The sequence below is a fragment of the Mesorhizobium sp. RSR565B genome (assembly GCF_054719465.1).
On the sequence record NZ_JBTTIE010000001.1, the window covers coordinates 404892 to 418782 of the forward strand.

13 protein-coding genes are annotated in these 13891 nt (G+C 64.5%); 4 read left to right on the forward strand and 9 right to left on the reverse strand.

Features of this window, described 5'->3' with window-relative positions:
* The first annotated feature begins 158 nt into the window (after positions 1–158).
* Genes purM through ACYG9R_RS02050 form a run of 3 tightly spaced genes read left to right on the forward strand, consistent with a single transcriptional unit; the run spans position 159 to position 2473 of the window.
* The gene (purM, locus tag ACYG9R_RS02040) at positions 159–1238 is read left to right on the forward strand and encodes a phosphoribosylformylglycinamidine cyclo-ligase (protein WP_023684760.1); all 1080 of its coding nucleotides are present in this window, start codon (positions 159–161) and stop codon (positions 1236–1238) included.
* Positions 1235–1942, forward strand: a complete 708-nt coding sequence (gene purN / locus ACYG9R_RS02045; protein ID WP_023689060.1) for a phosphoribosylglycinamide formyltransferase — start codon at positions 1235–1237, stop codon at positions 1940–1942. Before purM ends, purN begins: the two co-directional genes overlap by 4 nt.
* A 6-nt stretch (positions 1943–1948) precedes the next feature.
* Entirely contained in the window at positions 1949–2473 is a 525-nt protein-coding gene (locus tag ACYG9R_RS02050) for a SixA phosphatase family protein (protein WP_023705321.1), read from the forward strand.
* A gap of 193 nt (positions 2474–2666) precedes the next feature.
* Here ACYG9R_RS02050 and ACYG9R_RS02055 read toward each other — a convergent pair whose 3' ends face one another.
* The 6 genes from ACYG9R_RS02055 to ACYG9R_RS02080 form a co-directional block, all read right to left on the reverse strand.
* Positions 2667–2900, reverse strand: coding sequence for a DUF680 domain-containing protein (locus tag ACYG9R_RS02055; protein ID WP_023689062.1), 234 nt, complete (start codon positions 2898–2900; stop codon positions 2667–2669).
* A gap of 237 nt (positions 2901–3137) precedes the next feature.
* Complete coding sequence (gene dapB / locus ACYG9R_RS02060; protein ID WP_023695553.1) at positions 3138–3911, reverse strand: 4-hydroxy-tetrahydrodipicolinate reductase; 774 nt, start codon at positions 3909–3911, stop codon at positions 3138–3140.
* A gap of 63 nt (positions 3912–3974) precedes the next feature.
* Positions 3975–4778: an agmatinase gene (speB, locus tag ACYG9R_RS02065; protein ID WP_023693928.1), complete on the reverse strand. Its 804-nt coding sequence runs from the start codon at positions 4776–4778 to the stop codon at positions 3975–3977.
* Positions 4779–4874: 96 nt separating this feature from the next.
* Positions 4875–6047 (reverse strand): amidohydrolase, encoded by a 1173-nt coding sequence (locus ACYG9R_RS02070; RefSeq protein ID WP_023695555.1) that lies wholly within the window; start codon positions 6045–6047, stop codon positions 4875–4877.
* Positions 6048–6059: 12 nt separating this feature from the next.
* Positions 6060–7286, reverse strand: coding sequence for a Zn-dependent hydrolase (locus ACYG9R_RS02075; protein WP_031199450.1), 1227 nt, complete (start codon positions 7284–7286; stop codon positions 6060–6062).
* Positions 7287–7288: 2 nt separating this feature from the next.
* Entirely contained in the window at positions 7289–8491 is a 1203-nt protein-coding gene (locus tag ACYG9R_RS02080; protein WP_023824111.1) for a diaminopropionate ammonia-lyase, read from the reverse strand.
* 103 nt (positions 8492–8594) lie between these two features.
* Between ACYG9R_RS02080 and ACYG9R_RS02085 the strand changes: the two genes are divergently transcribed.
* Positions 8595–9071: an Lrp/AsnC family transcriptional regulator gene (locus ACYG9R_RS02085; RefSeq protein WP_023689068.1), complete on the forward strand. Its 477-nt coding sequence runs from the start codon at positions 8595–8597 to the stop codon at positions 9069–9071.
* Between the two features lie 58 nt (positions 9072–9129).
* On the opposite strand, the gene ACYG9R_RS02090 is transcribed toward ACYG9R_RS02085, so the two are convergent.
* From ACYG9R_RS02090 to ACYG9R_RS02100, 3 genes are all read right to left on the reverse strand, one after another.
* Positions 9130–11238 (reverse strand): molybdopterin-containing oxidoreductase family protein, encoded by a 2109-nt coding sequence (locus ACYG9R_RS02090; protein ID WP_023824112.1) that lies wholly within the window; start codon positions 11236–11238, stop codon positions 9130–9132.
* 158 nt (positions 11239–11396) lie between these two features.
* Complete coding sequence (locus ACYG9R_RS02095) at positions 11397–13274, reverse strand: ABC-F family ATP-binding cassette domain-containing protein (RefSeq protein ID WP_023824113.1); 1878 nt, start codon at positions 13272–13274, stop codon at positions 11397–11399.
* A 135-nt stretch (positions 13275–13409) separates the two neighbouring features.
* Entirely contained in the window at positions 13410–13856 is a 447-nt protein-coding gene (locus ACYG9R_RS02100) for a Ros/MucR family transcriptional regulator (protein WP_023670270.1), read from the reverse strand.
* Between the last annotated feature and the right edge of the window lie 35 nt (positions 13857–13891).

The following is a 13891-nucleotide window of genomic DNA, read 5'->3' on the forward strand; positions in this document are numbered from 1 at the left end:
ATAGATGATGGAGATGGATTGTGGGTGCAAGGACCAGCGGTGAAGGGACGACTGTCCACGTATTTATCTTGGGCAAAAGCCCGGTATCCTGTCGTCATCCTTGCCCCCCGAAACCATTCATGCGAAGAGCCGCCGAGGGAAACAGGGATGCGCCGACGATGAGCAAGGGCGACCGGGCCAAGCGCAAGAACGGGCTCACCTATGCCGAGGCGGGCGTCGACATCGATGCCGGCAACCTCATGGTCGAGAAGATCAAGCCGCTGGTGCGCGCGACGCGCCGGCCGGGCGCCGATGGCGAGATCGGCGGTTTTGGCGGCCTGTTCGACCTCAAGGCGGCGGGTTTCACGGATCCGGTGCTGGTTGCCGCCAATGACGGCGTCGGCACCAAGCTGAAGATCGCCATCGATGCCGGCAAGCACGACACGATCGGCATCGACCTCGTCGCCATGTGCGTCAACGACATCGTCGTGCAGGGCGCCGAGCCACTGTTCTTCCTCGACTATTTCGCCACCGGCAAGCTCGACCCCGACCAGGGGGCGGCAATCGTCGGCGGCATAGCAATCGGCTGCCGACAGGCCGGCTGCGCGCTGATCGGCGGCGAGACGGCCGAAATGCCCGGCATGTATAACGACAAGGATTACGACCTTGCCGGCTTCGCCGTCGGTGCTGCCGAACGCGGCCAGTTGCTGCCGACAGACGATATCGTCGAAGGCGACGTGCTGCTTGGCCTGGCTTCCTCGGGCCTGCATTCCAATGGCTTTTCGCTGGTGCGCCGCATCGTTGGCGTCAGCGGGCTTGCCTGGAGCGATCCGGCGCCGTTCAACGATGAGGCGACGCTGGCCGAAGCGCTGCTCGAGCCGACCCGCATCTATGTGAAGTCGATCTTGAAGGCGATCCGCAACACGCATGGCATCAAGGCGCTGGCCCATATCACCGGCGGCGGCTTTCCCGAAAACATTCCGCGCGTCCTGCCGAAGGACTTTTCCGCAGAACTCGATCTCAATGCCATCGATGTGCCGCCGGTGTTTTCCTGGCTGGCGAAGACTGGCGGCGTGGCGCCGGAGGAGATGATGCGCACCTTCAACTGCGGCATCGGCATGATCCTCGTCGTCGCCTCCGGCCAGGCGGCACAGGTCGCAGCCGTGCTGCAGGAGGCCGGCGAGACTGTGACGCCGATCGGCCGCATCGTGCCGCGCCGCGACGCCGGCGTTATCTATCGGGGCTCGATCGGCCTATGAGCAGGAAACGCACGGTTGTTTTGATCTCGGGACGCGGCTCGAACATGACGGCGCTGATCGCGGCGGCGAGCGACCCGGCCTATCCCGCCGAGATCGTTGGCGTCATTTCCGACCGGGCCAACGCCGCCGGCCTCGGCATCGCGGCCGCGCGCGGTATCCCGACCAAGGTCATCGTGCGCGCCGACCATGCCAGCAAGGAAGCCCATGATGCGGCGATCGACGCCGCGCTGATTGCGTTCAATGCCGAGATCGTGGCGCTGGCCGGCTATCTGCGCATTCTCTCCCGCGGCCTGGTCGAGAAGTGGCAAGGGCGCATGCTCAACATCCACCCTGCCCTGCTGCCGGCCTTCAAAGGGCTCGATACGCATGCGCGCGCCCTGCGCGCCGGCATTCGCATTCATGGCTGCACGGTGCATTTCGTCACATCAGAGATGGATGACGGCCCGATCATCGCGCAGGCAGCGGTGCCGGTGATGGTCGGCGACAACGAAGACACGCTGGCCGCCAGAGTGCTGAAGGCCGAGCACCGGCTTTATGCGCTGGCACTCGGGCTGGTCGCCGACGGCAAGGCGCACATGGAAGGCGGCCGCACCGTGCTGGCGCATTTCGCCGACGATGCCGAAAACGGAACTTCCGTGGTGATGGCGCCCGACCCGCTGCGCGAAGAACGCGATCTCGAACATCTGGCGCGGATCACGCCGTAGGCCGACATGGCGACACCGAGACAATTGCTCCTGCTGCGCCACGCCAAGTCGAGCTGGGACGACCCGGCGCTTGCTGATTTCGACCGGCCGCTCGGGCCGCGCGGGCTGAAGACGGCGCCGCTGATGGGGCGCGAACTGGCCCGGCGCAGTTGGCTGCCTGACCTGGCGCTGGTGTCGCCGGCGCTGCGTACGCGCGAGACATGGCGGCTGGTCTCGGCGGAACTGTCGGCGAGCGTAACGGTGGAGTTCGCCGAGGCGCTTTTCGAAGCCACGGCTGGCGACATTCTGGCCGAGCTGCAGCAGGCAGTCGCATCGGCTAGCTGTCTCCTGGTGCTCGGCCATAATCCCGGCCTGGAGGACTTTGCCCGCCGGCTCGCCGGTCCGCGATCGGGTGTGGCTGCTCTCAGGAAACTTGAAGAGAAATTCCCGACCGGCGCCCTTGCCCGCTTTGTCATCGACGGCGACTGGGCGGATCTCGGCTTCGGCGCGGCCCGGTTGACGCATTGCATCAAGCCGAAGGATCTAAGCTAGACCAAGCTGCCTAACGGGCTAGCCGCAGGTGACAGCCGCAAACCGTGTTTTGAAAAGACCACGGTCAAACAAGGAGATAGGACCAATTGCTGGCGGATTGATTCAAGATCTTTGCGGCCCCGAGTCGATTGCATAAAAACAAGAGCGGTGGGCCGGGCCCACCGCTCTTTGTGGTCGTAGATTTCTCAGAAAATCAACGACCCCAGATGCCCTGGCCGGATTCCGGCTGGTTCGAGTCGCCCTTGATCGTGAAATCGCCGAGGCTGGCCGGCTTGCGGATCGAGGCGGTATAATTGTGATCGATGTTGCCGGCGGGCGCTGTTACAGCAGGCTGGTTGACGCTGTCGGAGCCGTAGTGGTCGCTGCCTGCGAAAGCGGTGCCGGTGGCAAGGAGGATGGCAGCAGCGGTAAGTGCGATCTTGGTCATTTCAGGTAATCCAGATTTTTCAGTTCTGTCCGTCAAGTGGCGTGCCTTGGGAGGAATTCGCGTCGCTCGGACCACCCCGAAATGGGTGTGCGTTGCTGCCATTGCCAATCACAAAAATGTGCGAACCGAACCGTTCGGTTCGGTCTAGGAAGGCGCGAAATGGCGTAGTTGTTGCTATATTCTATTCTCTATACGGCTCCGACCTCGCAACGCCCCTCGTTGCGTTACGCTTGCATCTCAAAAGGTCGTGAAGCCCAGTACGTCGCGCATGTCGTATTCGCGGGGCGGCCGGACGGCGACCCAGCGTGCTGCCGCAATGGCGCCGCGCGCGAACATCGAGCGGTCGGCGGCCGAATGGGAAAGCGTGAGCGTCTCGCCCTCGGCCAGCAAGCTCACGCTGTGCTCGCCGACGATGCTGCCGCCGCGCAGCACGGCAAAGCCGATCTCGCCGGCAGGGCGTGGACCTGTAACGCCGTCGCGGATGCGTTTCGCCACATCGTCCAGCCTGACGCCATGTCCGCGAGCGGCCGCCTCGCCCAGCATCAGCGCCGTGCCCGACGGTGCGTCGACCTTCATGCGGTGATGCGCTTCCAGGATTTCGATGTCGGTGTCGGGACCAAGTGCTCGCGCCGCCTGCTCGACCAGCCCGGTCAGCATGCTGAGCCCGAGCGAGTAGCTGCCGGAGCGAACGATGGCGACGGACTTCGAAGCAGTAGCGATGGCGGCGAGATCGGCCGGCTCGAAGCCGGTCGAGCCGATGACCAGCGCCGGGCCGCCGCGGGCCGCGCAAGCTTGTGCAAGATCGACGGAGGCCGCAGGCGTGGTGAAATCGATGACGACATCCGCAAGCGCCAGTGCTTCGTCGCGCTCGACCAGCCCCTCACCGATGCTGCCCGGCCTGTGAAAGCGGGCGACGAGCGCCAGCCTGGGATCGGTCTCGACGGCCAGCGCCATCTCCCTGCCCATGCGGCCGAGCGCACCGGCTATGGCTATTTTCAATGGATGCGGCATGGCGGCTTTCACTGGAAATGCGAGTCGCAACAATGATCTACCATGCCGCCCTGCCAGATTGATTCAGCCGGCGCCATGCGTCTTGAGCATCATGCCGGCGATCTCCTTGACCAGCTTGGCGGCAACCAGCGCGGTGAGATTGGAGACGTCCTGGCTTGCATTGTATTCGACGACATCGGCGCCGACGATGGGCTGGTCGATCCGCTGGATCAGGTTGATCACTTGCCGGGTTGTAAGACCACCGGGTTCGCGGTGCGACACGCCGGGCGCACAAGCCGGGTCGAGGCCGTCGAGATCGACCGAGAGATAGACCGGCGTCTTGAGATCGAGCTGCAGATCCTCGCTGAAATGCCGCGCCTCGATCATTTCGACGCCGAAGCGCTTGAGCTGGTCACGAAGCTCATCATTGAGGGTGCGCGAGCCGATCTGGATCAGCCGGTCGGCCAGCCCCTCCTCCAGGATGCGCGCGAAGGACGAGGTGTGGGACCGCCTGTTGCCCTGATAGGCATCGTAGATGTCGGGATGGGCGTCGATCTGGACGATCGTTAGCCTGGCATGGCGGCGGCGCACGGCACGCAGCACCGGCCAGGCGATGGCATGATCGCCACCGAGGCTGATCAACGGGTGGCCGGCATCCAGCGCGCGGCCGACCTCGGCCTCGATCCGCTCCCATGGACCGCCGGCGCCTGAAAAGTCGATGTCGCCGTGGTCGACGAAACTGTCCGCCACATCGAAGCCGGTTTCGCTCCACGAGCTGTGCGCGTCGCTTTTGAGTTCCCGCCGGATCAGGGCCGGCGCTGCGGCCGCGCCTTTGAGATAGGACGAGTTCTCGTCATGCGGTATTCCCAGAAGCGAAACCCTGGTCATCGGCGTGCGATCTCCGGCAACAGGCAATCTCCCTAAACCCGGCAGCTGGCTGGCGATAGCAGTGCCGCTTGGGCCAGTTGCGAAGGCGATCAGGCGTCATTTCCCGATCGCGCCGCCCAGTCTTTGCCTGACGATCGCGATATGGAAATCCGTGCCATGCAACAGCCCGTCATCGTTGAAGTCGTAGCTGGAATTGTGCAGCGGCGGCGAGGTCTCGCCATTGCCGAGAAAGACGAAGCAGCCCGGTACGTGATCGAGGAAGCGGGCGAAATCCTCCGAGGCGGTCATCGGCTCCGCCGCGATGCTGGCGGCGCCATAGGCCAGCACGCGCCTTGCGGCGACAAAGGCCGCGTCCACCAGGTCGGCATCGTTCTGCAGCGGCACGAATTCCCTGCTATAGGTCACGTCGGCGGCGACATTGTAGGCAGCGGCGGTGCCTGCCGCGATGACCCGCATCTGGCGCTCGATCTCGGCGCTGACCTCGGGACGAAAACTGCGGGCGTCACCGAGGATGCGGGCGAGGCCGGGCAATGCGTTGCGGGTGCCGTCGGTGATCAGCTCGGTCACCGAAACCACCGAAATGTCGGCGGGACTCAGCCGGCGCGAGACGATGGTCTGCAGATTGGTGACCAGCGCGCAGGCGGCGACCAAGGTCTCGTTCCCGGAATGTGGCCGCGCCGCATGGCCGCCGATGCCCTTGAGCACGATCTCGAAATTGTCCTCCGCCGACATGAACGGGCCGGCACGGGTCTCGAAATGCCCGACGGGCAGGCCAGGCATGTTGTGCAGGCCAAAAATCTCGTCGAAGGGAAAGCGCTGCAGCAGCCCGTCGTCCAGCATCGCCAGCGCGCCCCTGCCCCATTCCTCGGCGGGCTGGAAGATGAAGCGCACGGTGCCGTCGAAACCGCCCTCGGCGGCCAGCAGCTTTGCCGCGCCGAGCAGCATGGTGGTGTGGCCGTCATGGCCGCAGGCATGCATGATGCCGGGGTTCTGCGAGCGATGGGCGGTCGCGGACTGCTCGGTGATGCGCAGCGCATCCATGTCGGCCCTGAGCGCAATCGCCCGGTTGCCGCTGCCGCGCTTCAATGTGCCGACGATGCCGGTGCCGCCGACCCCCTCTGCAACATCGTCCAGCCCGAATTCGCGCAGCTTCGCGGCGACAAAGGCAGCGGTGCGCTTTTCCTCAAAGCCGAACTCGGGGTGCGCGTGCAAATCGCGCCGCCAGCCGGTCATTTCCTGCTTCAGCACATCACGATCGAGCTCAGCCATTTTCTCCCCGACCTATCTTGCAAGCTCACTGGCGACATCAAGCAGGATGTTGGTGCCGGCGACAAGCTCGGCATCTTCAGTGTGTTCGCGCGGATTGTGGCTGATGCCACCGGCGCTCGGGACGAAGATCATTGCCGCCGGCGCGAGGCGGGCCATCATCTGCGCGTCATGGCCGGCGCCCGATGTCATGCGCCTGACGCCGAGACCGCGGTTCTTCGCGGCCGCCTCGATCCGTTCGACGATGCCGATGTCGAATAGCACCGGTTCGAAGCGGGCGAGCCGCTCGACCGAGATCGATACGTTCTCCAAAACCTCAAGCTCCTCGAGATAGGCAGCAAGGGCCGCCTCATGCGCCTGCAAGCGCTGTTCGTCGGGATCGCGCAGGTCGATGGTGAAGACGGCGCGCGCGGGAATGACGTTGATGGCGTTGGGTTCGAAGCGCATCGTGCCGACCGTGGCCACGGTTGGCCCATTTGAAGCCCTGGCCCGATCGTGCAGGAAGGTGATGATGCGGGCGGCGGCGTGGCCGGCGTCGCTGCGCATCGACATCGGCGTGGTGCCGGCATGGTTGGCGGCGCCGTCGATGGTGATGCGCTGCCAGGAAATGCCTTGCAAATTCTCGACCGCGCCGATCGGCACGCCTTCACGCTCCAGCACCGGCCCCTGCTCGATATGAAGTTCGAGATAGGCATGCGGCTTGAGGAAGCCGGGTTCGCGGTCGCCGGCATAGCCGATGCGGGCGAGCTCCTGGCCGAGCACGCTGCCATCCGTGCCGATGGCGGCCAGCACGGCCTCGGCACTGACGCCACCGGCATGGCATAGCGAGCCCATCATGTCAGGCGTGTAGCGCACACCTTCCTCATTGGTGAAAGAGGCGACCGCGACCGGGCGCGACGGCGAAAAGCCCGAAGCCTGCAGCGTCTCGATCACCTCCAGCCCGGCCAGCACGCCGTAGCAGCCATCATAGATGCCGGCATCGATGACGGTGTCGATATGCGAACCGATGAGCAGCGGCGCCTGCCCGGCATTGTCGGGGCTTTGCCAGATGCCGAAGATATTACCGACCCGGTCGATGGCGACTTCCAGCCTGGCCTGCCTGAGCCAGCCGACAAAGAGGTCACGGCCCTGTTTGTCTGTGTCGGAGGCGGCGAGCCGGATCAGCCTATCCTCACTGTCGCGGCCAACGGCGGCGAGTTCCCGGATGCGGCCAAGCAGACGCTGTGCATCGATCCCGATCATGGCTATGCCTCGGCCTTCAGCTTGCCGGCCAGCACATCGGCGGGGCTCTGCCCGACCAGCTCGGTATAGCGGTGCGGGTCTGTGGCGCCTTCGGTGTTGATTACAAGCACGCGGGATTTGTCGTCGAACCCGAGAGCGGCCTTGTGGTCGGCCACCGCCCGGATCAGCCCGGCCAGACCGACGCCGCCGCTTTCGCCGGCGACGATCACTGGATCATTGCCAGCCGGCCGTGCCAGCCGCCGCATCACCGCGACCGCCTCCTCCTCATCCACCGTCATGAAGGCATCGGCAACCCGCGCCAGAACGCGCCAGGCAACTTGCGAGGCCTCGTAGCATTCGAGCATCGCCATCACCGTCGGCTGGTCGTGTGCGACCTTGACCACGTGGCCCGCCCGGGCGGCTGCGACAACGCAGGCGGCGCGGGCCGGCTCGACGACGATGAAGGTCGGCCTGGCGTCACCGAGCACGATGGCGAGATGGCCGGCCAGGGCGGCGGCAATGCCGCCGACACCGGCCTGCACGAAGACATGGGTCGGCGGCTGCGGCAACTGGCCCAACGCTTCGCGCACGATCGCCGTATAGCCCTGCATGACCAGACCGGGGATGCGCTCGTAGCCCGGCCAGGAGGTGTCGGACACCACGGTCCAGCCTTGCTCCGCTGAAACCTCGGCGGCCTGCCTGACCGAGTCGTCATAATTGCCGTCGACGCGGATCATCTCGGCGCCATAGCGGGCTATTGCTGCAATGCGCGCCTCGCTGACGCCGGCGTGAACTAAGATTGCCGCTTTCGCGCCAACCAACTGTGCACCTTGCGCGACCGAGCGGCCGTGATTGCCGTCGGTGGCGCAGGCAACCGTCATGCCGGCAGCGACCGCCCGGACGTCGAACCGGTTGAGATCGGCCACGTCAACGGGCCGATGAAGCGATCGGCTCGCCTCCTCCAGCACCAGTCGAAAAACGGCATAGGCGCCGCCGAGGGCCTTGAAACTGCCGAGACCGAGGCGAAAGCCTTCATCCTTGATGTGGACGGCGCCGAGGCCGAGTTCCCCGGCCAGCGTCGGCAATGCATGCAACGGAGTTGCCAGGTGATTGTCGCGATGGGCCAGAAAGCGCTCGACCGTATCGGCGCCGGCATTCCCCAGCGTTTCGGCATCGACCGGATCGAGCGGCCGACGGTGCAAGGCATTGCTGTTGAGCAGGAACACGGGCGGCCTCCTTTGGGTGTGACGAAATCATATTGCAGCCGAGGCGCAAATAGCGCTGTTATTGGCGCTTCGAAATGCAAGTTTGTTTCGCCGGGATAGCGCTTTGCCTCGATCGCCTTCGCTCGACAGTTTCGACCTCGCCATCCTTGCCATCCTGCAGCGGGACAACACGACGCCGCAGCGGCTGATCGGCGAAGCCGTCAACCTGTCGGCGCCGGCGGTGCAGCGGCGCATCAAGCGCATGGAACAGTCCGGCGTCATTGCCGGCAATGTCGCCGTGGTCGACCCGGCGGCGGTCGGCCATCCCATCACCATCTTCGTCGAAGTGGAACTGGAGAGCGAACGCTCGGACCTGATCGACGCGGCCAAGCGGCAATTCTCGGCAGAGCCCGAAGTGCAGCAATGCTACTACGTCACCGGCGAGGCCGACTTCATCCTAGTCATCACCGCGGCCGACATGGGGGCCTATGAGGCCCTGACGCGCAGACTGTTCTTCGACAGCAAGAATGTCCGAAAATTCCGCACCTTCGTTGCCATGGACCGTGTCAAGGTGGGGCTGACGGTACCTCTGCCGGGATAGCCAGTCACTTTTACGCAATTCCGGACGGAAAACCGCTCACACTTTTCCTGGAATTGCTTTAGCCCGCCGGCCGCAGCCAGACCTTGTTGTCGTGGAAGGCCGCACCGCCATAGGGCGCTGGTGCGTCGGCGCCGGTGAGCACATTGATGCCTTCGCCACGCTCATGGGCGCTGTTTGGCCAGATGCCCTCGGCGATCACCACGCCGCGCTTGAGGCCTTCGAACAGCTTTGCGTGCAGCACCACCTCGCCGCGCCGGTTGCCGACCTCGATACGGTCGCCGTCGCCCAAGCCAAGCGCGGCAGCGTCGTCCGGATGCAACAACAATTCCGGCCGGCCTTCCTTGGCCTTCGACACCGGCGTTTCCGAGAAGGTCGAATTGAGGAAGTTGCGCGCCGGTGATGTCGTCAGCCGGAACGGATGCTCCGCATCCGCGACCTCGATCAGGTCGACATGGTCGGGGAATTCGGGGAGTTCCGCCACCGGCCCGAACAGGCCCATGCTTTTCGGCGGCCGGTTGGGCGCCGCCTGCCCGCTCCAGTTGGCGCGGAAGTGAAATTTCTTGTCGGCATGGCCGAAACCATCGATAAAATGCGCCGCCTCGAAATCCGGCTGCAGGTCGACCCATTTGTCTTCCTTGAGGCTGGCGAAGGAGCCCAGCCCGCGCTTGCCGAGGATGATGTCGATATGCTGCTGCTCGGTCAGGCCAAAGCCCGGCCGGTCGGCGACGCCGAGACGCTGCGCCAATTGCTCGATGACGAAATGGTTGGTGCGCGGCCCTTCCGGCGGTTCGATCAGCTTGGGACCGAGCGTGATGTGCTGGTTGCCACCGCCCTTGTAGACGTCGTCATGCTCGAGAAACATCGTTGCCGGCAAAACGACATCGGCAAGCTTTGCCGTGTCGGTCATGAACTGTTCGTGCACGCAGGTGAACAGGTCATCACGCAGAAAACCATGTTTCACCAGCCGCTGCTCGGGTGCGACATTCACCGGGTTGGTGTTCTGGATCAGCATCGCCGTCACCGGCGGGCCACCGTAAAGCGCGTCCGCTGCGCCGGTCAGCACCGGACCGATGCGCGACTGGTCGAGATGGCGAATATTGGGATCGCGCATCGCGGTGCCTTCCAGCACATCCTGGTTGAGCTTGAAGATGCCGGAATTGGAATGGAAGGCACCGCCACCCTCATATTGCCAGGCGCCGGTGACGGCGGCGATGCCGGACGCCGCGTGCATGTTGACCGAACCATTGCGCTGACGCCCAAAGCCATAGCCGAGGCGGAAATAGGTTTTCCTCGTCGTGCCGACGAGGCGGGCGAAAGCCTCGATCTCGGTGACGGCAAGACCGGTGATGGCGGAAGCCCATTCCGGCGTGCGCGTCTCCAGATGCGCTTCCAGCCCCTTCGGATCGTCGGTGTATCTTTCGAGATAGGCGCGGTCGGCCATGCCTTCCCTGAACAGCACATGCATGACCGCGCAGGCCAGCGCGCCATCGGTGCCGGGCTTCAGCACAAGGCCTATATCGGCCTGCTTCATCGTCGCGTTCTCGTAGACATCGATGACGACGATCCTGGCGCCACGCTCCTTCCGCGCCTTGATGGCGTGGGTCATGACATTGACCTGCGTGACCACGGCATTGGTGCCCCAGATCACCACGCAGTCGGACTTCGCCATCTCGCGCGGATCGGGACCGCGCAAGGCGCCCGCTCCCATCATCCAGCCGGTCCAGGCCAGATTGGTGCAGATCGAGCCGAAGAAGCCGGAGTATTTTTTCGCATGGCGCAGCCGGTCGATGCCGTCGCGCTGCACCAGCCCCATCGTGCCGGCATAGAAATAAGGCCAGACGGTCTCGGAGCCGTATTTTTCCTCGGCCGCGATGAAGTTCTCGGCGACGACGTCGAGTGCCGCTTCCCAGCTGGATTCCTTCCAGACGCCGTCGCCCTTGGCGCCGGCGCGCATCAGCGGCTTCAGCAGTCGGTCCGGATGATGGACACGATCGGCATAGCGCGCGACCTTGGCGCAGACGACGCCAGCCGTATACGTATTGGACTTGGCGCCATGGACACGGCCGATGCGGTTGCCATCGAGCAGCTCGACCTCGAGCGCGCAGGTCGAAGGGCAATCATGCGGACAGGCGGAGTGGCCGATTCTGAGCTTGGCGTGCTGGTTCATGCGGCGTTTTTAGCGGGTTTCGCGGGCGGCGTGTAGGGCCAGATCTTACCCTCCCCTTGATGGGGAGGGTCGGCGCGCAGCGCCGGGGTGGGGTGCGGCGCAGACCCCCGCCCCGCTCGGCTTTGCGGATCGACCCTCCCCACAAGGGGGAGGGTAAATCACTCCGCCGTGCCTTCCTCGTACTCGGCCGACATGGTCAGCCACTTTTCCTCGTGACCGGCAAGCTGCTGTGCCAGTTGCGAGCGCTCCTTGGCCAGCCGGGTCGCCGTCGATGGATCCTTCTCGTATACCGCCGGATTGGCGAGTTCATCCTCGATCAGGTCGATGCGCTTGCGGATGCGGTCCATCAGCGCTTCGGTGGCGCGGATTTCCTTTGCCAGCGGCTCGAAGGCGGCGCGGCGCGCCGCGGCATCGCGGCGGCGATCGGCCTTGGATGCCTTCTCGGCCTCGCGCTTGCCGCGTCGGTTGCCGGACACGCCGGTGACCAGCGTCTTGTAGTCCTCAAGGTCGCCGTCATACGGGTTGACCGCCCCGTCCTTGACCAGCCACAGCCGGTCGGCGGTCGCTTCCAGCAGATGGCGGTCATGCGAGATGAGGATGACGGCGCCGGGAAACTCGTTCAGCGCATGGATCAGGGACTCGCGGCTGTCGATGTCCAAATGGTTGGTCGGTTCGTCGAGGATGAACAAGTTTGGCCCCTCAAAGGCCGACAGGCCCATCAGCAGGCGCGCCTTCTCGCCGCCGGACAGGTCCTTGGCGGCGGTGTTCATCTTCTCGGTGGTGAGACCGAACTGGGCGACGCGGCCACGTACCTTGGATTCCGGCGCCTCCGGCATCAGCCGGCGGACATGCTCGTAGGCGTTTTCATCAGGCCTGAGATCGTCGAGCTGATGCTGCGCGAAGATCGCCACCTTCAGGCCCGGCGCCACCGTCATGGTGCCGGTTTCCTGCTTCAGCCGGCCCGAGAGAAGCTTGGCGAAGGTCGACTTGCCGTTGCCGTTGGCGCCGAGCAGCGCGATGCGATCGTCGGCATCGATGCGCAACGTCATCTTCTTCAGGATCGGCTGGCCCTCGGTGTAGCCGACATTGACGTTGTTCAAGGCAATGATCGGCGACGCCACCGTTTTCACCGGTTCGGGGAAAGAGAACGGCCGCACCGTGTCGTTCACGATCGCGGCAATCGGCTTCATCTTCTCCAGCGCCTTGATGCGCGACTGCGCCTGTCTCGCCTTCGAAGCCTTGGCGCGGAAGCGTTCGACGAAGGACTCCATGTGTTTGCGCGCGGCTTCCTGCTTGACGCGGCCCTTCTCCTGCAATTCCTTCTGCTCGGTGTACTGGCGCTCGAACTGGTCGTAGCCGCCGCGCCAGAAGGTCAGCTTCTTCTGGTCGAGATGAACGATGGAATTGACGGCGCGGTTGAGCAGGTCGCGATCGTGCGAGATCAGAAGCACCGTGTGCGGATATTTCGACACGTAGTTTTCCAACCAAAGCGTGCCTTCGAGATCGAGATAGTTGGTCGGCTCGTCGAGCAGCAGAAGGTCGGGCTCGGCAAACAGCACCGCGGCGAGCGCCACACGCATGCGCCAGCCGCCGGAGAAGGACGAGGCCGGGCGGCGCTGCGCGGCGTCGTCGAAGCCAAGGCCAGCGAGGATGGTGGCCGCGCGAGATTCCGCCGAATGCGCATCGATATCCGCCAGCCGCATATGGATGTCGGCAATGCGGTGCGCGTCGGTGGCGGTCTTTTCCTCCTCGAGCAATGCGGTGCGCTCGAGGTCGGCCTTGAGCACGATTTCGATCAGCGGCTCCTCGGTGCCGGGCGCTTCCTGCGCCACCTGGCCGATGCGGGTGTTCTTGGGCAGGCTTATCGAGCCGGTCTCGGAGGGAAAGTCGCCGGTGACGGCCTTGAACAGCGTCGTCTTGCCGGTGCCGTTGCGGCCGACGAGGCCGGCCTTTGTGCCGGCCGGCAAGGTCAGCGAGGCATGATCGAGAAGCAAGCGTCCGGCCATGCGGAGCGAAAGATCGTTGATGATAAGCATGCCGGGGCTTTTGCACGGGAGGGCGGCGCTTCGCAAGGGCCTGGGCGCCGGCGGGGGCATAAGGCATGAAAACGGCGCGCCTTAAGCGCGCCGTCCATTGCAAACAGCAGACTGACTTTTCAGAGGCTGCCTGGTTCAGGCTTTGGGTTTGCGCTTCGTCACCTTGGCCGCGGCGGCCGGAACGGCCGGCTTGCGGCCGAGGCCCGAAGACTTGGCCAGTGCCGAACGGGTCGCGGAGTAGTTCGGCGCCACCATCGGATAGTCCGACGGCAAGCCCCATTTGCCACGATATTCCTCCGGGCTGAGACCATGGTCGGTCATCAAGTGGCGCTTCAGCGACTTGAATTTCTTGCCATCTTCCAGACAGACGATGTGGTCGGGAAACACCGACCGCTTCGGATTGACAGCCGGGTTCAGCGCGGGGCTTTCCACGGCGGCAATGCTGCCCAGCTTGCGCACCGATGCGCTGACGCTGGCAATCAGATCCGGCAGGCCAGACGCAGGGAGAGGATTGTTGCCGACATAGGCCGAGACGATGTCAGCAGTCAGTTCAATAGCGGTCTTGCTGTCGATGGTGTGCAATTCTGTTTCTCCCGCCGGTCATGAAGTTGCCGGCT